This window comes from Photobacterium phosphoreum, from assembly GCF_002954725.1.
Taxonomy (GTDB): domain Bacteria; phylum Pseudomonadota; class Gammaproteobacteria; order Enterobacterales; family Vibrionaceae; genus Photobacterium; species Photobacterium phosphoreum.
The window spans coordinates 133619-158803 of sequence record NZ_MSCQ01000002.1 but is presented as its reverse complement, the minus strand read 5'-3'; the positions used below and the strand labels follow the sequence as shown (position 1 = coordinate 158803).

The following is a 25185-nucleotide window of genomic DNA, read 5'->3' as shown; positions in this document are numbered from 1 at the left end:
TAACGACGTTACATTAGCCGTTCTTTACTCTCATCTTTAATTAACGGTAACTGTATTGCCCATAACCGCTAGAGAATGTCCAATGGTTGCCATTTGACCATTTAATACCAGGAACTTGAGTACATTGCCCACCAGCATTTACAAAGCCGGCACCATAAAAACCGCCGCGGGTTACGCTACATAAATTAGCATCACTGCCTTCAACCGCTTTCACACGTTGGCCAACGTGTTTAGGATCATTTAAAGACATCCACTCAAATTGATTAACAACCGATAATAAAGGCTGTTCACCTTGGCTATCTGCTACCGTTATTTCTGTACCGCCAGTACATTGGAAATCACCGTTACCAAAATCTTCAACGTAACCATGAACAGTTTGCTCTACGCCATTAATCGTTAATGGGAATCGACAAACATTGGGTCTTTCACTTCCCATGCTCAACGTGGCTAATGAGCTACGATCTCGATTTGATAATGTCTTAGGATCAAATCCTTCAGTATGTGCAAACCAACCCGCAGGAATTGCAGACTCAAGTACTTTATAACCATGTTCTTGACCTACAATTACTGGCCCTCTCAGATTAGCAACAGCAGGATTACGCGGTGTCGCCACGGTATCTAACACCGATTCAGAGCCTGTCGCTGACGAACATTGAATTGTAATACGAGCTGGGTGGTTATCCGCAGGTAAATTAAGGTGTAATTTATTACTTTCATTACTGTTATGGCGAGAGCCACTTAGCGCGATATTCGTAATGTCACCATTTTCACCTTCAACCACTAGCTGACACTGCTTTTGTGAAGCAAAACTATATTGCTTGATGCCACCTTGGTGAGTTGCATAGGCCCAAGTAGCGCCGTTGGTATGCTTAATATTGGCAATTTGTGTACACTTATTATTCTCAATAAATCCAGCGCCATCATGCGATGTGCCTGATTTATCCAATGAACACAAGGTCTTTTCACCTAATTCAACTGTTGGCGTATAAGTAACATTACCTAGTTTGTCACCTTTAGATGCTAACAATTGGTAATCATTAACGCTAGAAACAGGTACTTCACGTTGATTATTAACCGACCAGAACATATCTGCTGATACTTGACATGTCGCTGCTTCAGCATTTTCAAAACCGACAAAATTTGCGTTCTCGCCATTACTATTGGTATAGCTAAACTGACATAACGGCAGCCATTGATTGTCTATTTTGATCTGTTGCCATTCGGTATCGTAACGTTCAGTGTCACTCATATCAGCGACTGATACCCAACCTTCACGTTGCGGAGTTGTGGTACTCGGCGCTGGTAGATCAAATAAGTTACCATAATTTGAATACGTTAAAGGGTATATCTGGCTCGAGTTTGTTTCAGTTGGATCATAAATTCCAAGCACAGTGATCACGGGTACGCCTTGTTGTGTAGCCGCCGCAAAACCTGTTTCTGATTCAACATAACGTTGGCTTGTTTGATCCCATTTCACAAAACCTGTTGAGCTATCCATATCAAGATTATTAGAGCGATTAAACCAATCTTGAGTCACTCGCGTTGCCATTGGGTGCTCTAAAGTATAATTACTGATCAAACCTGTTAATGCATTTTCACCGCCGCCCATTGCTTCACGCATAAAACGGAATTCATTCGCAAATGGTGGCACAGTTTCACCACTATTATCGTTGGTCATGGTGATTGCAGCATCCGACCAATGAAGGTTACCAATGAAACGTTGATAACGCGCATCCCAACCCCAGCCAGATTCCATATCATGAATAGAAGAATTTTGAGGATGATGACCACGGCCAAAATTATGCCCAAGTTCATGTGACCACTCATTACCACGGGTAGAACTTAGCGTGACAATACCACCGCCACCGCTTAAACCATGGTTAACAACAGTAGACGTAACAACCCCATCTTTATCTTTAGCTAAATAACGACCGCGGTTATTATGGGCAGTAATATGACTAAATGGGCGCGGCCAACTAGAATTATTACCTGCAGTATCAACAATACCGAAATTTGCATTATTTATACCAATAGATATTAAATTCTTACCGATAGATTCACGCATATCACCAGCATAAATTCCCGGCGTTTCATATTCACTGGCTTTGGTGTAAACCTTACCATTTGGCAGCGTTACTTTGCGAAGGTGCAATGGCGTATAATCAGCCACTACCATTTTAGAGACAGGAATTTTCTGGAAATAATCAGTAGCTAACTGTTCCATATTATTGATCATGTCATATTGATTACGCGGCTCAACAAGCATACCGATATCAATATTTTGAATAACCAACTCTGGTGCACCGCCAAAGACAAACATATCTTGACTCAGTTCACCTTCACGATTGCGATTATCACTAAAACGTAGTGCTAACCCCGGCTTCATCCATTCCCAACTTAATGGTAAATTCCATGCGTGATGAGAGAACATCACTTTACTTTTGCCATTATCGAGTTGATCTGTATCGGGTAATGCACTTGGCGGATGCATAAGGAAACGGCCCACGCTAACGCCATCTAGCTCAACATCAACCCATAATTGGTTAATATTTTGACCTTTAGGCGTTACAAGTAACAATGCTTCACGATCCATCACCAAATTAGGGTGGTTAAGTTCATCATTACCATAGGGGGCAACACTGGTATGGGTTTGTGCTAATGCAATATTTGCCTTTAAATTGCCCACTAAATGATTAACCGCTTTACGGCTATCGTTATAACTTAAACGTGATGATAAGGTATTAAAAGAAAAGGTTTTTTCATCACATCCAAGTTGATTACATTCAATAAGCTTCACACCATATTGTGTTTCAGGCTCAAGATCACCAATATAGAAACCAGAATCACTTGCTGGGTATTGATAAGTAATTGATGACTCGCCGACTTTACTTGAAGTCAATTCAATCGTGTATTTATTACCTTCTACCGTATCATCCCAAACCAGTTCAACACCGATATCAGACACTGAGCCAGTCTTAAACCCAGAGATAGTAGGCATGGCTAAGTCACCACAGTCAGAAGTCACTGTTTGCTGTACTAATTCACTTTCCCAAATATAACTACCGTCATCACGTTGAGAGCCACGCGCGGCTGGAATATATTCAACAAAACACCCACTATCGTCAGGGTTCATAATGCCAAATTGACGATGAAGAAGATAAAAACCGCCATTGTAGGCAACATATTCCCATTCCGGACCAACAAATGGGAAGGCTGCGCTATATTCACCTTTAGCATCACTTAGAGGAAAAATCGGTGATTGGTCATGATTCAACCGGTACTCTTTACCTTTATATTGCAAATATCGTTGCCCATCACGATCAATAACATTGCTCGGTTGTTGAGCTAATGCTTGCATATTATTGAGTGTTTCAAAGGTATTTTCTGCCATTTTTGTCAACGTATTTTCAGTTGCCAAAACACCAGAGCTGAATAAACTTCCAGCAATAAGTACGGATAACAGTTTAATTTTCATCGCATAATTCCTCTAATCTAAAGCGAGCATTATTTCGCTGCCACCAAAATAAATGACATCATCAATACATACAAGTTATTTTTATGATAAGTATAAAAATTATTACTGATCGGTTACTCAAAAACAATTGACGCAAACGTTTGCTTTAATTACATTAGCCGCTGCTTTTATCTTTCAATTCCTTAGGAATCTTAATGTCTTTACTTAAACGTGGTTTCATTCTTTGCTGCCTTATTCTGTCACCAATGAGCATTGCTGCTACACCAACATCTAACCCAATCTTAATTCAGGGCGCAATGGACATAGAAACAACCACCTTAATCAACGCACTTAAAAACCAATCACAAATAACGGTGGGTGCATGGACATTTTGGCAAGGAACAATTAATGATTATCCAGTAGTGATTTCCCGTACAGAGGTCGGTATCGCCAATGCCGCAGCAGCAACGACCCTAGCGATAGAGCGTTTTAAACCTGCATTGATTATTAACCAAGGCACATCGGGCGGGCATGATCCAAAATTAAAACGTGGCGATATTGTTATTGGCAAAACCAGTTTTAATATGGGCGCATATAAATCAGAATTTACTGAAAAAGGCCAAGGTATTGACCCTACTCAATGGCAGAATTTCAGCGTTACGATGCGATTGCGTGATCAAGGGAAATTAGTTGACCATGATGCTTTCTATGCCGATCAAGGTTTAGTGAATATCGCCCAATCGATGGCAAGCAGTTACAAAAAAGGCAAGGTAGTGACCGGTATTATCGGCACCGCAGATGAGTGGAACCGCGAAGTTGATCGTATTAATTGGCTACACAGTAATTTCAATACTGCTGTTGAGGAAATGGAAACTTCATCAGCAGCGTTAGTGGCTCAAGCTTATAAAGTCCCTTTTATTGGTATCCGTATTTTGTCTAATACTGATCTGCACAACCAAGATTTTGATCCTCAGACTGCGGTTGATTGTCAGCAATTTGTACTGGATTACACGAAAAAAATCATCATGATGCGTAATTAAAGTAACAACGCTAGGGGCGATAGCATCGCCCCTACTCTATTAAATGAATACCAATATAAATCAGCTTAACACCACACCAAGACTCAGTAATATCATTACCATTGTGGTTAAAAATGCCAATAATGGACCAATAAAGCGTAACCATGTCGAATATCCAATTCTACCAATGGCTAAGCCTCCCATCACAACACCCGATGTCGGTGTCACTAAATTAGGTAAACCAGACGCAGATTGAAACGCTGTTACAACTAACTCACGACCAACACCAGCAAAATCAGCTAATGGGGCTAAAATTGGCATTGATAACACGGCTAATCCTGATGACGACGGTATAACTAAACATAATACTGCTTCGATCCAATAAATAGCATTAATAAATAACACTTGTGGCAGACCCACTAATAAGCCTTCCGCAAAATTTAAAATGGTATGAGTAATATTACCGTCATCCATCACGACGACGAGTCCCCGCGCAATCGCAATAATTAATGCCACACCCAGTAAATCTCGAGCTCCATTAATAAAACTGTCTGTTATTTCAACTTCAGATAATTTACCGACTAAACCTGCAACAATGCTAGAGCCAATAAATAAGGCTGACAACTCTGCCATCCACCATCCTTCAGATGCAACACCCCACATCATAATCGCAAAGGTTAAACCAAAAATAGCCAGCACAATTTTACGCGTAAGTGTTAATTCAGGCGCAGTTTCATTACTCCCATGTAGGAAATATGCAGTATTAGCTTCACGTTGTGTTGCCACCAAAGACAATGATGGATCACGTTTTACTTTATCAGCGTAACGCATCACATAAATAACACACGCTAACCAGCCGATGATTAGAATAGCTAATCGTAGTCCAATGCCATCAACAAAATTAATTTCCGCTGCATTTGATGCAATAACGGTCGCAAAAGGGTTAATCGTTGAGCCCAAACAGCCAATACCTGCTCCCACCATAATAATTGCGACACCAACCACAGAGTCATAACCTGCTGCAATCATTACTGGAATAAGTAAGGCATAAAATGGAATTGTTTCTTCTGCCATCCCATAGACAGTGCCACCTAATGCAAATAATCCCATTAAGATAGGGATCATCCAGCGCTCTTTTCCTTTTAAATAAACCATGATTTTAGCAATACCAGCATCAATCGCACCGGTTTGGGTTACAACGGCAAGATAACCACCGATAACGAGGACAAACAACGCCACATCAACAGCGCGGGCCATATAATTCGCAGGATCATAAAAACCTTGAATTGGCGCCATTAATATATCAAGAAATCCTTGCGGGTTAGCTTCAACCGTTTGATAGGAACCGACTAACGGCACCATTTTCCCCAAGGTTTCATTATTAACCATTTGATACTGACCAGCAGGGATCAACCATGTTAAGGCTGCCATTAACACCGTAAGTAACATTAAAATCGTATAAGCTGAAGGAAATTTAAGTGTTTTCATAACGCGATCCTTGAAAATAGAGGCTCTATCTACGAGCCTCTTTAGAGACTTATGCTATTTGAGCGCTACGCAACATACGCCATGATGTCACTAACAAGCATTCCTTCTAATCCCATTTGTTTTAGTGTACGGCCATTTTTAAAATAATCGGTATCGTTATAGGCATTATCAATATGGAGACATGCAGTTATAATCGGAGTTTCCACCCCTGTTAATTGAGCAAATTCATAACATGGAACGAGTAAATAAGCAGCATCTTCAGTGATATAACGGTTACTCGCAGAATTAGGCGCACTGTTTAATTTACCATGAGTTTCTGAAGTGCGATTGGTATCATAAACCGTTTTACAATCCATACTATATAACGCGTTCATCGCATCAAGCTCAGTGGTTAAACACAACCCAAGTGCTTGCCCAATGGCTAAACGCTCTTTTTCCATTACCGCAGCAGCACGTGCCGTTGATACTGAACAGCAATCTTTATAATAATTAAACTGGCCATCAAAATTCTCTAACAGGCCCATATTTAAGGTTGTCAGTAATGGATGGCCGCCAAAATTAATATTTTCTAACCCTGCCATAATAACGTTATCCAATGCGGTTAACGGTAAAGGCATCAATGGTTGTAAACGTGCAATTGCCGCTTGTGTTCGACAAGCAGGCAAGGCTGCAACAGGAAGGTAGTTTTTCATGCCTAAAATGGCTAATTCCGCAGGGCCGACAATACGTGTTGCCCATGGAATAGAAATAGCATCAACAAAGGTTATATCTAAATCATGATACCCTTCATCATGCTTAATTTTATTTAACACTAACGAGCCATAATTACCGGGCATTAACATAATTAATTGCCCATTTTTTAAATGCGGTAACATGGCACGAAATAACGGTTCTTGAGCAAAAGAAGGCACAGGTAATATCAGCACGTCAGCATAATCAACGGCTTGTTTTAAATCTCGCGTTACCGTATCAATAGCTTGAAAACCAGCAAAGGATAATTCGACGTTGTTACTCGTTGCTAATGCAGTGATCCCTCCATTGGCCTCTATATCTGCTAACGGTTGATCAAACCCTTTTGCACCATATAAACATACATCCGCACCTTGTAATGTAAGATGGTATGCCGCTGTTAACCCTGCGTTACCTGAACCAATAATAGAAACATGCGTTGTCATAATTATTCCTTGATATGATGACATAAGATGTAAATCACATTAAGAAAAATCACTAACGAACAATAATGCTATAACCTAAATACACTATGTCTTTAAGTTATAGCTAGGAATAAAAAAACAATATAAAACCATAAAATACAACAAGATAAAACACATTAAATTGATAGCACTTTCATCTTTATAATGTGATCTCTTACGATTTCGAGTTATGACAAGCTATGCATTGGGCCTATTTTTAAATAAATATCCATACTGTCTGCGGTTAACATAAATTGCTCAATAAACCGTTCAGCATGTCGATGTATTGGCCTTAATCCGGGATATAAGATCGTAAACTCAAACGGTAAATTAAATGCCAATGGTCGCATCACTACATCACGAGTTTCATTGGCTAAATACGCCGTAAAAGGATCGGTGATCGCAATACCTACCCCTTCAGCAACTAACGCAGCCGCCGTACTGGCTAGTGAAACTTCAATTTGTTTATTAATTTTGATCTCATTACGCCGTAACAAAGTATCAATACAGCGTTGGATCATGTCCTTTTCATGCCGTATCACACATTCATTACTTAAATCTGCCACTGATATTGTTGATTTTCGTGCTAATTGTGATGATGCTGGAATTAATGCAACACACTGGCATGTCACCGTTTGACTATTAACACCAGCAATATCTTCTGCAGTAAAAGCAAAACCTATGTCCGTCGTTTGGGCTTGAATTTGGCGTAGGACATCTTCAGAACGATAGGTTTTTAATCCTATTTTAGTTTGACAATTATGCTGTAAAAAATTGGCTAAAATTCGTGGTAAAAAAGCGTGAGAGAGTACTGGCATTGCAGCAATAGTTAATGATCCTAGATGGTGGGTTCTAATCGCTTCAGCTGCACTATCAAGCCCATTAACCGCCTCAAAAACTTTGGCGACCTCTAGATAAAAAGCTTGCCCCTCATCACTTAACACTAAACGGTTACGCTGTCGTATAAACAGCTTAAATTTTAGTTGTTCTTCTAAACTGGATAATAAACGGCTCACTGCGGGTTGGCTAATATTCAATAATTCTGCGGCTGCGGTTACTGTTTGGCATTCAACAACAGCCCGAAAAGCATTTAGATATGACAACTTCATAAGCACCAATATACATATAAATAATGGTTTCAATAATAAACACAATTATTAATAAAAACTTTGATACTCAAAGCAAACTACAACATCAACTAAAACATAATCTTATAGCTACCCTCTCTTACTATTAACATACTTGAGCCTATATGGTCAGTTTACATTTGCCGCTATACTAGCCATTCATCCACCAGCAATAGCGACTCAAATATGGCAAAATCAAAAGCTATTATTCGCATCGATTCATACGGCATTTATTCTATCTGGGATTCTGAATCAAAAAAGTTACCTAAAATTCAACAATTCACGTTAGATATTCCTGCAGAAATAGATATGGAATTTGGTTTTAGCGTCAATATTAAAAAAGCCAAAGGTGAAAAAATACGCTATTGCATTTACCACCCTAATATTATTGATGCTGACGGTGAGATCATGCCCCCTTTTGATGGCGAATTGCATGTACGTAACAACGATTGGGATTTTTACTTAGGCGATACTATCTGGGCTCCTATTGATACTAAAATCGGGGCTTGGCGAATGACACTAGAAATAAACAATACTATTATCGCAGAGAAAACCTTTAACGTTTATAGCCATGATGAAAACCAATTTTGGAAACGTCGTGGTTGCTAATTACTAGTATAAAAAACACAATTCGATTACACTCTCATGATTCAATAAGTGCTGATTTTGTTATTTTAATAAGGAATAATTCATGGGATTTTTTAATGCAGTCTTAGGTAATGCGGGTGAAATGGATCTTGACGATGCTACCGAAGAATTAGCAACGATTCTTGGTCAAGGTGAGCACATCGAATTAGCCTATAAATTAATTCGCGATATGATCATCCTAACAGATCGCCGTTTAATTTTAATTGATAAGCAAGGCCTAACTGGCCGTAAAGTGGAATATCGCTCTTTACCCTATAAATCAATTACGATGTACACCGTTGAAACCACGGGACACTTTGATTTAGATGCAGAATTAAAGCTGTGGATCTCAGGTCAACACGACCCAATTGCACTTGAATTTAACGGTTCAACTAATGTCTACGCCTTACAAGGCCTACTAGCTGCAAAAATTGCTGGAAAATAACGATAAAGCCATTATCTAATAGATTGATATATTTTTTGATACAACCATAAGTAAAAAGGTTCGCCAACTAGCGAACCTTTTTACTATTAACACCTTAAAAAACAACAATTACTGAGTAACCGCAATCAATGCATCCGCAAGGTAATCAATCTGTTGTTCTTGTAAACCAGCAATATTCACTCGACCATCACCCACCGCATAAATCGCAAACTCATCACGTAAACGCATAATCTGCTCAGGTGATAGCCCTGTCATTGAGAACATACCTTTATGATCGGCAATAAACGTAAATTGGTCACACCCTTTAGCCGCCAACGTTTTCACTAAGCACTGACGTAACCCAATAATACGTTGCTGCATCACCACCAATTCTTGTTTCCATACTGCTGTTAATGCGGTATCAGTTAAAATATCAGCCACCAATGCCGCACCATGATCAGGTGGCATGGTATAACTTGCACGAGCTAAAGTAAGCAGTCGCCCTTTTGCTTTTTGGGCATCATTAACCGTATTACCGACTAATAACGCTGCTCCAGTACGCTCACGGTACAAACCAAAGTTCTTAGAGCATGAGGTTGCGATCACCATTTCTTCAATATTATCAGCCATGAACTTCAAGCCTGCGCCATCTTGTTCAAGACCCTCACCAAAACCAAGGTATGCCATATCAACAAACGGCATAAAACCATTTTTATTGGCTAATGCGGTGATCGCTTGCCAATCATCAAAGCTAATATCGGCACCGGTTGGGTTATGACAGCAACCATGCAGTAATACCACATCATTGCGACCCGCTTGCGCTAATGCCGACAACATTGCATCAGTATTTACGCGCTTGGTTACACGATCAAAATAAGGATAAAATTTAACTTTTAATCCTGCTGCTTCCATCACTGGTTTATGGTTAACATAACTTGGATCTGTCAGCCAAACCGTGGTATCAGCATTAGCGACATGAATCAGATCAGCCAGCATTCGCAATGCACCACTGGCGCCAGGGGTTTGAACGCCAACAGTACGATTATGTGCTGATGTATCTGCCAGCAGTAGATCAATCATACATTGATTAAACACTTCACTGCCCGCAAGTCCCACATAAGATTTAGTGGTTTGAGTTTGAATTAAGCGTTGTTCTGCCTGTGAGATAGCAGTCATGATCGGTGTCTGACCATGATTATTACGGTAAACGCCAATCCCTAGATCCATTTTATGATCACGTAGATCTGCGTTGTAAATTAATGATAATGACAATATTGGATCTGGTTGCGCGGGAGAAAGTTGTGCGAACATATTTTAAATTCCTTTTAACAAGCATGAATTCAAACTAGCATTTCAATTTCATGGCGTCATTAGAAATAATCACATCACACAGATTTATTGTTACGGTAATGAATTGATTACGGTAAACGTCATTGTGTTATTTTAGGTAGATAACCATTTTACATTACGATTCAATGGATTGAGGTTAATTTACTTCTGTTATCTGCTCGCCATCCAAAATCATTTCAAGAAGGTAAACACGGATCAGCATTATCATCACCTACTGGTTTAATTTAAGTTGGTTTCTTATAGGTAGTTTCTCAAATGCTGCAATGCGGGTTGAGGGGTACTGTGAGATGGTTTCGTTTGGGTATACCTAAAATGGCAGTGGCAATAACAAATCTAAGTATATAACTAATTTTTGCCCCATTGTTTGTTTCAGTCAATACTACTGGCTCTTATCCTACGTTGATTTTTCCCTAATAAAACTTATCTTAATAACCTCCCACAATTCACTTCGCGTCATTTATCACACTATCCAATAAACTGGTTTCTTTTGCAGTGATATTGGGAAGTGGCTCTAAAGTCACATTTTTTTGCTTTTAATTGTGCGTACTTTACCGCTAAGATTCATCGCGAATTTTCGTGTGAAGTGATTTAAATACAATTAGTTAATTGTTATTATTTTGTCACGTTCTAAAGAGTATCAATACGTATTCGCACTAATATAATGTTATGTGTTCATGGAGGAACAATGGAAATACTACTTGAGAAAGGCTGGCTGAACTTTGGGGTTAGTATGCTAATAGGATTATCTGTCTGTTTTATTGTTATAGTTTTGTTAGATAAAGTATTTAAACCAAAAGGTTTTTGGTGGGTGTTTATTCTTTTATCTTCCATATGTATTTTCTTAGTGACGTCTACTTTGGATTCCGGCAAAAGCCTTACTTGCCTGTTTCTCAATTCTGCTGGTTGGGCATTTGTTGGAATAGCAGGTATTTCAATACGAAAGATACGAGAGAAATAGCGTAAACTTCAGTTAAACACATATCCGACGTGTTTAACAAACCCAAGCCACCTTATATAAGTAAATATTGCGAATTGTTGTGGCTTAATGAACTTGTACACCGAAATAGGTTTAAACTATTTCCTTTCATATAAAATAGTTTTACTGTACACTTAAATATATAATTAAATTATATATTTAAAACCATATAAAAGATTGGATTTTTAAGATAATAATGTATTTTGGCCCACTACCAACATTTATATATAAATACCAAGAGCCTCATCTTTACGAGTATCTTGGCGGTTCAATTCGATTCTCCATCGGAGAAACCTTTAATGATATTTATGATGGTGAGATTTATCCTGGCGCTGAATCCGTTGAAGGTATACAAGATTTAAAGAGACAATTTATATACTGCACATCTAAAAGTTGTCATAACAATGTAATGTGGGGTAATTATGCGGAAAATCACAAAGGTTTTTGTATAGCATACAACCCTAGATCACTTCTAATAGATACAAATACATCATGGGCCGACTCCATTAAGTACACTGATTCACCCTTAGGTGATGATATTGACAGTTTATATGGAGGAATGATACTTCCACAAGACATAGACAACCCTAAATGTAATCCAATTACTTTGCCGCATATGGTAAAATATCAATTCCGAAAAGAAAAATCATGGCAATACGAAGAAGAATTTCGTCTTGTATTAGGAGACCCTAATCATGAAGATAGAAAGTTCCTTGATGTGCCGATAAATATTAATTCCGTTGAGAAGATCATATTTGGATTTCGTGCAGAAAGAGAGTTTATCGAAAATGTTATGCGTCAGTTTGCTAATACAAATATACTTTTTTTTAAGTCTACGCCAAGCAAAGTTGAATATAAAATAACAAGTGATACATTAGTGTATTTCAAGGATGATGAAGTGAGATATAAAAATATTGGCGATTTTTCTAAATTCGTTAACTCGTTTATTCTTGGGGCAAGAGAAGATTCTATAAATGGTAAAATATATAGAGATACTCTATTACAGATGAAGTTTGGTCAGCATGAATTCATGCCACAACTACATGATATTCCTGAACTTACTAGTTAATGTTTTATAAATAAAATTATCAATAAGTTTATTACATACAATATAAATCCGAAAAGTCAGAGTATTCAATTATTCGTAACTCATTTCTGTCCAATAGTTAGTTTTCTTCTGAATCGCTTATGTGTGATCACCAAGCAATTCTGTCACAACCAACTTCACCAATATCATCACACATCAACGAAAGTCCCCACCCATTCCACATAACATCTGTTATATGTCCCAACTGTGTAGGTCCCAAGGTAAAGTGTCTCTTTCCTCCAAAGCTAAAATGTCCTGTTTTTCTATAGTGATCTGAAAATATAGGACATCCATAATTTTCCCTTTAGAAAGTAGATAAGAATTAACGCTATTGTCAGCGCTGATTATCGTCATTCCCTACAGTGAATGCCCGCGAGGGCGATAGGGAATCTACTGTCCACGTGTTGTAGAGTTTATGTTTCTCCGTAAAATTTAACATGTTTCACTGGTGTCTTTTAGGCTCAATCACGCGTTGAGTAGATCACGGATAGCCTCGTTTCTCGACTTCCGAGATGACGGATATTGGGCTGAGTGAATGCCACACCTAACGATCGTGATTATTTACAATAAATGACAAGCCCAACCTCGTCATTCCCTACCGTTGAAGTAAATTCCCGCGAGGGAGATAGAATATTTACTTGCAGTACGTTGAGTTTTTAAAGAAAAGATATGGCTGTCCTATATTTCTTTTTCATATCGTATTAACGTGATTTTGGATTAGTTTTAGTAATACCTTTAATCTTATTGTTTAATAGTCATTGTCAGTCTGTCCTTGTTGCGCCAATAATTGTTGGCGTTCTTTTTGTAGCCCCCAAGGTAAAGTGTCTCTTTTCTGCAAAGCTAAAATGTCCTGTTTTTCTATAGTGATCAGTATCTGCTAATCAATATGAGTTGAATAAAATATGCTGGTTACCATCAATGACAAAGAGATCTTTCGCTTAGGTACAATTCGTGATGTGTTGTGATATGAAAAATCTAACCTTATTCAACGTTGCCTAATCTCAAAAAAAGTCGTATTGACAAGCAATACAACTCATTGATTTGAAATTTAGCATCATATTTATAAAAGGTTTTATGTTTAACCCATTAATGGCCGTTGTTACCAAATGGTCTCATCACCGGGTAGATTCAATAACGCTTTTAACGACGGGGCGGCTTCAAGTAAAGAATATAAACGCTCACTATGTTCTTCTAATAACTGACAGGCTAATTCAGCATTACGGGCTAATACTGCTTTCATTAGTGCTTCATGCTCACCATTGTCATGGTATTGTTTGTCTGGCGATAAACGTGCATTCAATAAGAAATGTCGGTAACGTTCTTGTTGATCGTAAATATGCGAGATCATGCCTCGAATAAATTCAGATCCTTCACATGACACGAGCGATAAATGAAATTCTTTATGGCGCAATTCCCATTCATCATAATCAAAAACTACTGATTCAGGATCAAGACGATTGAGTTTATGAAAAGCGGTTAGGATCTGTAATTCCCATGCCTCATCACCCTTTTTAATCGCATCTTGCAGTGCTACATGACCTAACGCTAACCGTGTTTTTAAAATTCCACGTAATTCATCCAGTGACACATCAGCCACCCAAAAACCTTTTTGTGGTTTCATGGTGACATATTTTTGCCATGACAATTGCACCATCGCTTCTCGTAATGGTGTACCGCCAACTTGATAGCGTTCTTTTAAATCACTAAGAATAAGCTTCTGACCTGCTTCAAATTCACCACATAAGATATCATGCCGAATTTGACACATCACTCTATCGCTTATGGTTGCAAAGTTATTTTTGTTCATACCACCCATTTCATACCAACCATCTCGCCTTCATTCTCATACTATAAAATATAAAACTCGGTGTTCGCTAAGCACACATACTTATCATCACCGACTTTTTTACGCTTACACATTATAAAAAGCTGACTATTTACGCGTAATGTCACCGCTGATTTTATGCAACAAAAATGATTAATTAACCATAAGTCATTATATAACCATAGTGATAACACAATAATAAGCTCTTAAATAAGATAGCGTATTATCTATCACAATCGGCTTTTTATCCTAAAAATGATCGTTTCTAACGCAAACTTGAATACATCCCTTTAGAATTAATAGCTTAACCGACTAACACTAACAATGTTTTATCCCATTATGGCATTTCAACATCTTATAACTACCGATAAATCCTCTAAATGTCACATTTATAATCATAATATTTAGAAATAGCCGCTCTTGTGCTTTTTTATGAGCAATGTAGCGATATTTATGCCCGATAAAAAATATAATGTTCGTCATTACTGCCTAATTTAGCTTTTATTACTATGACTTACCGTATTTATTCGATTGTTAGCATATTTATCATTCATATAATTATGTTCAATTGGCATAACCAACACAGCGTCTTTAGTCTCGCAATTATTCTGTGGTCATTAGTCCCTCTTTTTAGCTTACATTATATTATTAACCAATATGAATATTTCCATAACAAAACCCTCACCACCATCCAATCATATTCGGCATGGGTATTATTTTTTGCTTGGGTAACCTGTATATGTTTTTCTATTACAATGCCTTACGCTGTAAATGTTATCAGTAAAACCAGTGACCATTATATTTCACTGTATATTTTATCTCCGGCAGTTACCTTATTCATCGCAGCTATTACGGCACTTATCGCAAGTTTAGTAACGGTTATTGTTGCTCGTTTAGTACGTTAACAACCCCCTTTTATTACAATATGCATAATGATTAGTAAAAATCCCTCGTAATATACAACTCCCGCCAAAACGACAATTGCTTAAAAATGCAAATTAAACTATCGAAATTTGACAGCTAAATTCGCTTCACAAAAGTAAAATCGATCATTATTATAAAATCGATTTTTACGGACAGACAGTTTAAATATCGATATTTTAAAATAAATCATAGAGTATCGTTCTTTAAGTCTTTACTGCTTAACAGATAGATTTTGAGGTTTACAATGGCAAGCTCCAATTCTGCACCCGCTAAATCCGCTAAGATTGGCGTATTTAGTTTCGTTATGATTACCGCGGCGGTTGTTATGAGTGTTCGTACACTCCCAATGACAGCGCAGCCGGGAATGATGACGATATTCTTAACACTAGCAGCAGCAATTTGCTTCATGATTCCAACAGCACTTGTTTCAGCAGAGCTAGCAACAGCTTGGCCTGAAGATGGTGGTATCTTTATCTGGGTTCGTGAAGCATTTGGCGAACGTATGGGTTTCATTGCGGTATGGATGCAGTGGATTCAAATGGTTTTCGGCATGACATCAATTCTGATGATTGTCGGTGCAATATTCGCTTATGCTTTTGATCCTGCATTAGCACAAAACAAGATGTACATTCTTGCCGTGATCTTAGTGGTTTATTGGGCATGTACGCTAGGTAATATGCGTGGTGTTAAAACACTAGGTTGGGTATCCACTCTTTGTGTAATCTTGGGTGTGTTCTTACCATTCTTTGTTCTTGTAGCATGTGCGATTGCTTACCTTGCAGGTGGCCACCCTATTGTTACTGACCTTTCATTCACTACAGCAAACCTTATTCCTGATTTTTCAGATAGAGGCACTTGGGCACTGTTCATCGGCTTCGTATTCGTTGTAATGGGTATGGAAGTATCAGCTTCTAACGTATCTCACGTTAAAAATGCTGAACGTAACTACCCAATCGCAGTATTCCTAGTAGCATTATTTGTTGTGATTGTGTCGGTTGCAGGTTCATTCGCAATCTTCATTGGTATTCCAACTAAACACATCTCAATGACTGCCGGTCTTATCCAAGCATTCCAAACATACTTCGATATGTGGGGTCTAGGCTGGTTAACACCTATCATGGCAGTTTGTATGGCTATCGGTCTTGCGGGTCAAGTTAACTCTTGGGTACTAGGTCCAGTACGTGGTCTACAAGCAACAGCTAACGCTGGCGCACTACCTAAAGTACTTCAAAAAACAAACAAAGAAGGCGTACCTGTTAACCTTATTTACCTACAAGCTATCCTAATCTCAATTGTGGGTGTGCTTATCTGTGTAATGCCTAACGTGGATTCATTCTACTTTATGCTTCTAGGTTTAACGTCTCTTGTTTATATCGTTGCTTACTTACTGATGTTCTCTGCTGCAATCTACCTACGCTACAAGCGTCCTGATGTTAAACGTAGCTTTACCGTTCCTGGTGGCAACATTGGTATCTGGATTTGTTCAGGCTTAGGTATCGCAACATGTCTACTTGCTGGTTACTTTGGCTTTGAAGCACCATCAAGCTACGTCGGTACTGCAAGCAGTTACTTCAACTTCCAGTTCTTTGGCTTACTTGTCATGATTATTATCCCAATTATTGTCTATGCATGGGGTAAACGTTCAAACCGAGCTGAACTAGCAAAAGCGGCAACTAAAGCACATTAATAAATAACAAACCTCCTTAACGTTTATCAACGCTATCGCAGGTAATAGAGAGAAAGCCGTTAATGCCGTTAAATACAATTAATGACTTATCGGTAATGGCTTTCCTCTCTATATAACAATCGATTTAGCGGTCTCAGACCAAAAATTATTAAATTAACTACTAAAACAATATATTCAATGACTCACAGACCGTCTTTTGAATTGCGTTTATTGATAAGTAAATAGGTTTTATTATGAGCAACAAAATGAACGTGGATGCCCTATTTTTAGGTCCAAAATCAGAAAACCAAGTATTCTTCAAAGAAATGATGGATTACGCAATCAGTGAACACATGCACTGGCGTTCTGACTTCCACCCTGAAGATGCGCCATTAATGACGCCAGTTACACAACATCAACCTGATTTCCGCGATACGCTTTACCGCACTGAAGGCATTCTACAAGATCTATCAGCACGTCTTAAAACAAAGTCTGTGCCTTGGTTCTCGCCTCGTTATTTAGGCCACATGAATGCTGATACATTAATGGTGTCAAATCTTGCATACGTGATGACCATGCTTTACAACCCAAATAACTGTGCACATGAGGCTTCTCCTGTGACAACAGAGCTTGAGTTGGCTGCAGGTCATGACCTATGCCGTATGTTTGGCTATGATGTAAATAAATCTTGGGCACACATTACTTCTGGCGGTACAGTGGCTAACTATGAAGGCGTTTGGGTTGCACGTAACCTTAAAACAATGCCTCTAGCGATTGCTGCTTGTGAAAAATCAAAAGATCTTGTTGAAGGTATGACTGAACATCAGTTACTTAACATGAAATCTAAAGATATTCTTGATTTAACTGATGAATTGAAAAAACGCGGCATCTTTGAAGAAGTGCGTGCATTAACAGCCCGTGGTGTCGGGGTTGATGCTGGCAAACTAGGTAAATTCTTAGTTCCTCGTTCTAAGCACTACTCTTGGATGAAAGCAATGGACGTACTTGGCCTAGGTCAAGAACACATTGTTCCACTAGACGTTGATGGTAACTACCGTACTGACGTTGAAAAAATGCGTGAAGTTACCTTTAAACTAATGGAAGAAGGCACACCAATTCTTGGTATGGTATCTGTAGTCGGTACCACTGAAGAAGGTTCTATTGATTCGGTTCATGAAGTGATGAAACTTCGTCAAGAATGTGAAGAAAAATACGGTGCTTCTTTCTACGTTCACATTGATGCGGCATACGGCGGTTACGTGCGTTCAATGTTCCTTGATGATGACAACCAATTCATGGAATACGATGCACTGATTGAGCGTTATCGTAACGATGATGTGATTCCTGAAGGTGTTGTATGGCCTAAACGTGCAGTATACGATGCGTTTGCGGCAATGTCTGAAGCAGATTCTATCACTGTCGATCCACATAAAGTGGGTTTCATTCAATACGCTGCCGGCGCTGTTGCAATGAAAGATAAGCGTATTGTTGATTTGATCTCTTATCACGCGGCTTATGTTTTTGAAGAAGCTGACGATGATAACGAAGAAGACAAACAAGTTGTGCTAGGTTCTTCTATTATGGAAGGCTCAAAAGCAGGTGCAACGGCGGCTGCTGTTTGGGCTGCACACCGTCTAGTACCACTAAACGTAAGTGGTTACGGTCATGTTATTGGTCGCGGTATTGTAACTGCTGATTGGTTTGCGAAGAAATTAGCAACAGCAGAACCATTTGTAGTTGATGGTCGTCGCTTTGAGGTTCGCCCTCTTATGCACCCAGACTTCCACATGGTTGACTTTACGTTTAAAGAAATCGGTAACGATAGCTTAGAAGCGCATAACAAACTAAACCAACGCATTTACGAACTATGCTCTTACGCAACAGGTCGTACTTACACTAAAGACTTCCTAACCTCTTCAACTTCACTATCAGAAGAAGAATACGGTCAGACACCACGTATCTATGCTGAAAGCCGTGGCTTTAGTGAAAATGAGTGGAACACTGTCGGTTCTGTTTATATTCTTCGTTCAGCGGTAATGACTCACTTCCTACGTGATGAAATTCGCTTTAATAATTACTGGAATAACCTTCGTGATGTATTCACAAGTCTTCTAAGTGAAATTATTGATGAAGAAAACAAACAAAAATTAGCACATACAGCTGCTTAATAAGGAATACAGCGCCAGTCTCATGACTGGCGTTTTTTTATAACAATGAAATCAATTCATATCGCTATTAATTACCGTCGGTTATTTATTCTCGACGGTTAATTTCTTATTGCCTAATACCTTGGTCACTATTAGGTTCTATCTACAGGAAAAACGTCATGAATGTAAAGTCTATTGGCGCGACACTGCTTATTTCAGGCACTATGCTGGGTGCTGGAATGCTTGCTTTACCCTTAATTTCTGCAGGGTTAGGTATCTATAACACCATTCTTTTATTAACCGTTTTATGGGTAGTAATGACCTATACCGGATTAATGTTATTAGAAATTTGTCTCAATTACCCTGAAGGTACTGGTCTTGAAGCTATTGCTTATGACTTATTTGGAAAACCAGGAAAATGGGTAATTAATATATCGCTATTACTTTTACTTTATGCCTTATCTTGTGCTTATATCGCGGGTGCATCTTCTATATATAAAAGTGATTTCACCGATTATTTTCATATATCGTTATCCTCTCACACGATAGCAATCATATTCACTCTAATTATTGCAACGATTGTATTTATTAGTACTAAAGCGGTTGATATTGCTAACCGCGTATTATTTACCAGCAACATTGTTATTTTCTTTATTCTGGTTATTACCATAATTCCATACCTTCATGGTCATTTTTTAGTCAACAACCATGATTCAGCTAAATATGCCTTTGCTGCCATTCCTGTCTTTATAACCGCATTTGGTTTTCATGGCAGTGTACCTAGCATGGTGAAATACATTGGCCGAGATAAACCAAAAACATTACGCAATATTTTTATTGCTGGCGGCTTAATCCCTTTAATTGTTTATATTATTTGGGAAATTAGTATGCTGGGTTCATTACCTCGATTTGGTAACCATAGTTTTCAATATGTTGCACAACACGGCTCAAGTGTTGGAGTTATGCTTCAACAAATGCAGATATATATTCAAAATAACAACATTATTTACCTAATTGGTGCTTTCTCATCCATTGCCATGTTTACTTCCTATCTATGTGTTTCATTAGGGTTATTTGATTCATTGGCAAGTACCTTTAAACGTGGTAATAATACAGTAGACAGATTAATGACTGCTGTACTGTGCTACTTGCCACCTTTAGTTTTCACACTTGTGTATCCTGATGGCTTTGTTCCTGCTTTAGGTGCCGCAGCAATTTTCTTAACAATCCTAGCAATTCTGTTTCCTGTGCTTGCCCTTAGAAAACTTCGTGGTAAACAACATCAAATTGAATATAATGTAGCGACAAATAATATGGCGTTATTTGTTGTAGGATTTATTGGTCTACAAGTCATAATAAACCAGATACTGACATTGAATAATGCCGTACCTATTTTTAATTAAACGTAAATAAAATGATTATTGGAGAACACATGAATCATTTGAATTTAATTCAAGAGCTGAAAGATCGCGGTCTGATCGCTCAAATTACGGATGAAGAAGCTTTAAGCGAACGTTTAGCGAAAGGTCCGATTACATTATATTGCGGCTTTGATCCAACGGCAGATAGTTTGCACCTAGGTCATCTGGTACCTCTACTTTGCCTTAAGCGCTTCCAAGAAGCGGGTCATAATCCAGTAGCCTTGGTTGGCGGCGCTACCGGTATGATTGGTGATCCAAGCTTCAAAGCGACTGAGCGTTCACTTAACACTTTAGATATTGTTGCTGATTGGGTAACTAAAATCCAACGTCAAGTTTCTCCTTTCTTAGATTTTGACAACGCAACTAACCCTGCTCGCATGGTAAATAACCATGACTGGTTCGGTAATATGGATGTCCTAACATTCTTACGTGATATTGGTAAGCACTTCTCTGTGAACCAAATGATCAGCAAAGAGTCTGTTAAGCAACGTATTAACCGTGACGAAGTAGGTATCTCTTTTACTGAGTTCGCTTACAGCTTGCTACAATCTTATGACTTCGCAAGCATGAACAAAGACATGGGTATGGAACTTCAAATTGGTGGTTCTGACCAATGGGGTAACATCACAGCGGGTATCGACCTAACTCGCCGTATGAACCAACAGCAAGTATTCGGTATGACTGTACCGCTAATTACTAAGTCTGATGGTACTAAGTTTGGTAAAACTGAAGGCGGCGCTGTTTGGTTAGACCCAAGCAAAACGAGCCCATACAAGTTCTACCAATTCTGGATGAATACAGCAGATGCTGACGTATACCGTTTCCTACGTTTCTTTACTTTCATGTCTGAAGCTGAAATTCAGCAGATCGAAGAAGATGATCGTAACAGCGGTAAAGCGCCTCAAGCACAACGTATTCTTGCAGAAAAAGCCACAGCACTAGTACACGGTGAAGAACAATTAGCAGCAGCACAGAACATTACTCGCTGCCTATTTGAAAACGACCTTGAGCACTTATCTGAGTCTGATTTTGCGCAACTAGCACAAGATGGTATGCCAACAGCACAAGCCTCTGGTGAAGATGATCTTCAACAAGTACTTGTTAATGCTGAGCTTGCAACATCTCGTAGCCAAGCGAAAACACACATTTCGTCAAATGCAATCATGGTTAATGGCGAAAAAGTAAGTGATGCTTACTACGCTTTCCAAGATGCTGACAAACTGTTTGGTCGTTACACGCTTATCCGCCGTGGTAAGAAAAACTACAGCCTTATCGTTTGGGGTTAATCCTTAACTGATAATCGTTATCTAGCTTATAGATAGCAATAAAAACCACCGTTACTAATAATAACGGTGGTTTTTTTATTGCTAATAACAAGCGCATACATCATTCTTTATCTAATCACCTCTCGCACCTCGCACCTCGCACCTCGCACCTCGCACCTCGCACCTCGCACCTCGCACCTCGCACCTAAATCCTTCCTCTTAAAACAAGATGCCGCTAACACAATTTGACATTTTTATTAATAAATCCTCACTTAACTTGATTTAACCCCAAGTCTCACTCACCTATTTGCGTTTACAGTCATGATATCCAATGACAACTTGAAGCTAAAATCATGTCTACTATTAATCAGCAACGCCTTATTAACCATTTCATTGAACTGATCAAAATCAACAGCGAATCACGCAATGAAAAAGCCATTGCCGAAACACTGGCTGAACAATTAGGTGAGTTAGGTTTCAGTGTTCATCGCCTACCGGTACCTGAAGCAGTATCTAACGGTTTTAATATCTATGCGCGCTTAGACGGTAACATCAATGACACTATCGCGATTAGTTGTCACATGGACACCGTTAACCCAGGTAATGATATTGAGCCGATTATTGAAGATGGTGTGATTCGTTCAAAAGGCGACACCATTCTCGGTGGTGATGATAAATCAGGTATTGCGGCTATTATGGAAGCAGTGCGTTGTATTCAAGCGGATAATCGCGAGCATAAAACGATTGAGCTTGCTTTCACTGTGCATGAAGAAGGTGGCTTACAAGGCTCTAAACTGTTTGATATGAGCTACATTACAGCCGATAAGGCGATTGTGTTAGATTCAGGCGGTGCCATTGGTGCAATCGTTACCACAGCGCCCGGTCAGCAAAGTTTGAAAATCACCATAACAGGTAAGCCGGCTCATGCTGGCTTAGCACCAGAAGAAGGCATTAATGCGCTAACCGTCGCGGCTGATGCGATCACTAATATGCGTTTATCTCGTATTGATGAAGAAACTACCGCGAACATTGGGGTTGTTCAAGGCGGACAAGTTACCAATATTGTAATGCCTTCACTTTATCTTGCCGCAGAAGCACGTTCTTTAAATGACACTAAACTTGAACGCCAAACTGCACATATGATTGAGACATTTGAACAAGCCGCAGCTAAACATGGTGCTCAAATCAATATCGAATCAAGCCGTTCTTACAATGCTTATCATATTGAAGATAATGACCCACATGTACAAAGTATCATGGCTGCGTTTAGTGCTAATGGATTAACACCATTTACCAAATCAACCGGTGGTGGCAGCGATGCTAACGTCTTTAATGGTAATGGTTTAAAAACAGTCAATCTATCCACAGGAATGAGTAAAGTTCATACCACTGAAGAATTTATTACTGTCGATGATATGACAAAAATCACTGAATTCATGTATACCTATTTATGTAGTACTAACTAGCAAAACAAACAAAAATAACAATATAAAACGAAACACTTACAATGCCTTGCTTGTTATTACTCATTGTAAAAATAAGTAAGGCGTTATATTGAAAAACATACCGACTTAACTCAATAACCAACGAATATTATTAACAAGCCTTTTTCTATTTTGCTTAAATATGCCACTACCAGAAGATATTTAAATGGCATATAATATACTTGTTAATAATGACGTAGTTATTAAAAAAAAGAGACTATGAGTAATTCCTATATCCAATCATAATCTCTTACTTTCAAATATAGAGTGCAGCCCCCCTAAAATAGAAGATTTAACAATGGAAATGCAACATCTAACACCAAAAGAAAAAGATCAATTTATTAAAACATTAGCTGAATGTTACCGACGCCTAAAAGCAGCCAAAATCGAAGCAAAGGAACTCACAAAAGAAGGGTTCCAACTCATGTTTCGATCTGTCTACAAAGATATTAACAACATAACTTAAATGTAATTACTGTTTGTATGTTTAAGCTTAGAGGCGTACACGTATACGCCTTAATAAATATGTCTATTCACCACGGAAATAGCGTTGAGTAACAAAAGGCATTTTCGTGACAGTCATCGGTAATCGCTTACCACGTACCTCTGCAAATAAAACCGTATCAAGCTGGCTGCAACTCGTTGTAACATATGCCATTGCAACTGGCATCGCTATTGAAGGTCCAAAAGTACCACTGGTCACAATCCCAACTTGATGATTATCAGCATCAAATAATGGACTACCTTCTCGCACTGGCGCTTTAGTTTGCCCCATTAAACCGACTCGCTTACGATCAACCGCTTTAGTTTCCATCTGAGTTAAAATAACATCAGCCCCAATAAAACCACCAGCGCGATCTCCCCCAGTACGACGTACTTTACTGATCCCCCACAATAAACTCGCTTCTACTGGCGTGGTGCTCTTATCAAGATCATGACCATATAGGCACAATCCACATTCTAAACGCAAAGAATCACGTGCGCCCAGTCCTATCCATTCGACGTTACCATCTTCAAGTAATGCTGTTGCTAGCGCGACTGCATGTGAATTAGGTACTGAAATTTCAAAGCCATCTTCACCCGTATACCCCGAACGACTGACATAACATTCTTGACCTAACAATTCGAGGCGAGCAGCATCCATAAATACCATCTCACGCACTTGAGGATTTAATTTAGCCAGCACTTCAGCCGCTTTTGGCCCTTGTAATGCTAATAATGCGCGATCTTCTATCACTTCAAGCTCAACATCTGCTAACAAATACGCCTGCAAATGGGCAATATCTTCTGTTTTACATGCTGCATTGACCACAATAAACAGATGATCTCCAAAATTTGTCACCATCAAATCATCTTCAATACCACCCACTTCATTGGTAAAAAAAGCATAACGCTGCTTACCAATAGGTAAATCGATAATATCAACAGGGACTAACATTTCGAGCATTTTCGCGGCATTTTCACCGCGTAATCTCAACTGTCCCATATGCGACACATCAAATAACCCAGCGGCATCACGGCAATGAAGATGCTCTTTTTTTACACCCAACGCATACTGTACAGGCATATCATAACCCGCAAACGGCACCATCTTAGCGCCCATGTTGACATGCAGATCATATAACGGGGTATGAAATAAAGGTTGAGACATGATGATTTACTCCCAATAGCAACAGACATTATCCAATGATTGCCTCACCCTATCAAA

The 25185-nt window shown here is 38.8% G+C and carries 18 protein-coding genes; 11 read left to right on the top strand and 7 right to left on the bottom strand.

Going from position 1 to position 25185, the window contains the following annotated elements; translation table 11 throughout:
- Positions 1-40: 40 nt before the first annotated feature.
- Positions 41-3475, bottom strand: coding sequence for a M66 family metalloprotease (locus BTO21_RS12830; protein WP_045030296.1), 3435 nt, complete (start codon positions 3473-3475; stop codon positions 41-43).
- A gap of 194 nt (positions 3476-3669) precedes the next feature.
- Here BTO21_RS12830 and BTO21_RS12825 point away from each other — a divergent pair, with 194 nt between their 5' ends.
- Positions 3670-4494 (top strand): 5'-methylthioadenosine/S-adenosylhomocysteine nucleosidase, encoded by an 825-nt coding sequence (locus tag BTO21_RS12825; RefSeq protein ID WP_045030298.1) that lies wholly within the window; start codon positions 3670-3672, stop codon positions 4492-4494.
- Positions 4495-4554: 60 nt separating this feature from the next.
- Here BTO21_RS12825 and BTO21_RS12820 read toward each other — a convergent pair whose 3' ends face one another.
- The 3 genes from BTO21_RS12820 to BTO21_RS12810 form a co-directional block, all read right to left on the bottom strand.
- Entirely contained in the window at positions 4555-5961 is a 1407-nt protein-coding gene (locus BTO21_RS12820) for a YfcC family protein (protein ID WP_045030300.1), read from the bottom strand.
- A 65-nt stretch (positions 5962-6026) separates the two neighbouring features.
- Positions 6027-7136 carry an NAD/NADP octopine/nopaline dehydrogenase family protein gene (locus BTO21_RS12815; protein WP_045030302.1) on the bottom strand — a complete coding sequence of 370 codons (1110 nt, stop codon included), beginning with the start codon at positions 7134-7136 and terminating at the stop codon, positions 6027-6029.
- 206 nt (positions 7137-7342) lie between these two features.
- A complete protein-coding gene (locus BTO21_RS12810) occupies positions 7343-8263 on the bottom strand; it encodes a LysR family transcriptional regulator (RefSeq protein ID WP_045030304.1) in 921 nt (306 codons plus the stop codon).
- A gap of 204 nt (positions 8264-8467) precedes the next feature.
- Between BTO21_RS12810 and BTO21_RS12805 the strand changes: the two genes are divergently transcribed.
- Together BTO21_RS12805 and BTO21_RS12800 are read left to right on the top strand one after the other, a co-directional pair.
- A complete protein-coding gene (locus BTO21_RS12805; protein ID WP_045030305.1) occupies positions 8468-8890 on the top strand; it encodes a DUF3859 domain-containing protein in 423 nt (140 codons plus the stop codon).
- An 82-nt stretch (positions 8891-8972) separates the two neighbouring features.
- Positions 8973-9353, top strand: a complete 381-nt coding sequence (locus BTO21_RS12800) for a PH domain-containing protein (protein ID WP_045030306.1) — start codon at positions 8973-8975, stop codon at positions 9351-9353.
- 108 nt (positions 9354-9461) lie between these two features.
- On the opposite strand, the gene BTO21_RS12795 is transcribed toward BTO21_RS12800, so the two are convergent.
- On the bottom strand, positions 9462-10643 hold the full coding sequence (locus tag BTO21_RS12795) for an amino acid aminotransferase (protein ID WP_045030307.1): 1182 nt from the start codon (positions 10641-10643) through the stop codon (positions 9462-9464).
- Between the two features lie 724 nt (positions 10644-11367).
- On the opposite strand from BTO21_RS12795, the gene BTO21_RS12790 reads away from it, so the two are divergent.
- Complete coding sequence (locus BTO21_RS12790; RefSeq protein ID WP_045030308.1) at positions 11368-11640, top strand: hypothetical protein; 273 nt, start codon at positions 11368-11370, stop codon at positions 11638-11640.
- A 214-nt stretch (positions 11641-11854) separates the two neighbouring features.
- Complete coding sequence (locus BTO21_RS12785) at positions 11855-12727, top strand: DUF2971 domain-containing protein (protein WP_105026842.1); 873 nt, start codon at positions 11855-11857, stop codon at positions 12725-12727.
- Between the two features lie 1117 nt (positions 12728-13844).
- Here the strand turns inward: BTO21_RS12785 and BTO21_RS12780 are convergent.
- Complete coding sequence (locus BTO21_RS12780; protein WP_306665728.1) at positions 13845-14552, bottom strand: FCD domain-containing protein; 708 nt, start codon at positions 14550-14552, stop codon at positions 13845-13847.
- Positions 14553-15130: 578 nt separating this feature from the next.
- On the opposite strand from BTO21_RS12780, the gene BTO21_RS12775 reads away from it, so the two are divergent.
- The 6 genes from BTO21_RS12775 (at position 15131) to BTO21_RS12750 (ending at position 23459) form a co-directional block, all read left to right on the top strand.
- A complete protein-coding gene (locus BTO21_RS12775) occupies positions 15131-15475 on the top strand; it encodes a hypothetical protein (protein WP_128973065.1) in 345 nt (114 codons plus the stop codon).
- A gap of 263 nt (positions 15476-15738) precedes the next feature.
- Positions 15739-17181, top strand: a complete 1443-nt coding sequence (locus BTO21_RS12770) for an APC family permease (protein WP_045028131.1) — start codon at positions 15739-15741, stop codon at positions 17179-17181.
- A 233-nt stretch (positions 17182-17414) separates the two neighbouring features.
- Complete coding sequence (locus BTO21_RS12765) at positions 17415-19328, top strand: pyridoxal phosphate-dependent decarboxylase family protein (protein ID WP_045028130.1); 1914 nt, start codon at positions 17415-17417, stop codon at positions 19326-19328.
- A 158-nt stretch (positions 19329-19486) separates the two neighbouring features.
- On the top strand, positions 19487-20710 hold the full coding sequence (locus BTO21_RS12760) for an amino acid permease (protein ID WP_045028128.1): 1224 nt from the start codon (positions 19487-19489) through the stop codon (positions 20708-20710).
- A 29-nt stretch (positions 20711-20739) separates the two neighbouring features.
- Positions 20740-22014: a tyrosine--tRNA ligase gene (gene tyrS, locus BTO21_RS12755; protein ID WP_045028127.1), complete on the top strand. Its 1275-nt coding sequence runs from the start codon at positions 20740-20742 to the stop codon at positions 22012-22014.
- A 332-nt stretch (positions 22015-22346) separates the two neighbouring features.
- Positions 22347-23459, top strand: coding sequence for a M20/M25/M40 family metallo-hydrolase (locus tag BTO21_RS12750; RefSeq protein WP_045032385.1), 1113 nt, complete (start codon positions 22347-22349; stop codon positions 23457-23459).
- Between the two features lie 547 nt (positions 23460-24006).
- Here BTO21_RS12750 and gcvT read toward each other — a convergent pair.
- Positions 24007-25128 carry a glycine cleavage system aminomethyltransferase GcvT gene (gcvT, locus tag BTO21_RS12745; protein WP_045032382.1) on the bottom strand — a complete coding sequence of 374 codons (1122 nt, stop codon included), beginning with the start codon at positions 25126-25128 and terminating at the stop codon, positions 24007-24009.
- Between the last annotated feature and the right edge of the window lie 57 nt (positions 25129-25185).

Coding starts and splice junctions, on each gene's coding strand:
- BTO21_RS12830 (WP_045030296.1), bottom strand. CDS start 3,475: ATGAAAATTAAACTGTTATCCGTACTTATTGCTGGAAGTTTATTCAGC.
- BTO21_RS12825 (WP_045030298.1), top strand. CDS start 3,670: ATGTCTTTACTTAAACGTGGTTTCATTCTTTGCTGCCTTATTCTGTCA.
- BTO21_RS12820 (WP_045030300.1), bottom strand. CDS start 5,961: ATGAAAACACTTAAATTTCCTTCAGCTTATACGATTTTAATGTTACTT.
- BTO21_RS12815 (WP_045030302.1), bottom strand. CDS start 7,136: ATGACAACGCATGTTTCTATTATTGGTTCAGGTAACGCAGGGTTAACA.
- BTO21_RS12810 (WP_045030304.1), bottom strand. CDS start 8,263: ATGAAGTTGTCATATCTAAATGCTTTTCGGGCTGTTGTTGAATGCCAA.
- BTO21_RS12805 (WP_045030305.1), top strand. CDS start 8,468: ATGGCAAAATCAAAAGCTATTATTCGCATCGATTCATACGGCATTTAT.
- BTO21_RS12800 (WP_045030306.1), top strand. CDS start 8,973: ATGGGATTTTTTAATGCAGTCTTAGGTAATGCGGGTGAAATGGATCTT.
- BTO21_RS12795 (WP_045030307.1), bottom strand. CDS start 10,643: ATGTTCGCACAACTTTCTCCCGCGCAACCAGATCCAATATTGTCATTA.
- BTO21_RS12790 (WP_045030308.1), top strand. CDS start 11,368: ATGGAAATACTACTTGAGAAAGGCTGGCTGAACTTTGGGGTTAGTATG.
- BTO21_RS12785 (WP_105026842.1), top strand. CDS start 11,855: ATGTATTTTGGCCCACTACCAACATTTATATATAAATACCAAGAGCCT.
- BTO21_RS12780 (WP_306665728.1), bottom strand. CDS start 14,552: ATGAACAAAAATAACTTTGCAACCATAAGCGATAGAGTGATGTGTCAA.
- BTO21_RS12775 (WP_128973065.1), top strand. CDS start 15,131: ATGTTCAATTGGCATAACCAACACAGCGTCTTTAGTCTCGCAATTATT.
- BTO21_RS12770 (WP_045028131.1), top strand. CDS start 15,739: ATGGCAAGCTCCAATTCTGCACCCGCTAAATCCGCTAAGATTGGCGTA.
- BTO21_RS12765 (WP_045028130.1), top strand. CDS start 17,415: ATGAGCAACAAAATGAACGTGGATGCCCTATTTTTAGGTCCAAAATCA.
- BTO21_RS12760 (WP_045028128.1), top strand. CDS start 19,487: ATGAATGTAAAGTCTATTGGCGCGACACTGCTTATTTCAGGCACTATG.
- tyrS (WP_045028127.1), top strand. CDS start 20,740: ATGAATCATTTGAATTTAATTCAAGAGCTGAAAGATCGCGGTCTGATC.
- BTO21_RS12750 (WP_045032385.1), top strand. CDS start 22,347: ATGTCTACTATTAATCAGCAACGCCTTATTAACCATTTCATTGAACTG.
- gcvT (WP_045032382.1), bottom strand. CDS start 25,128: ATGTCTCAACCTTTATTTCATACCCCGTTATATGATCTGCATGTCAAC.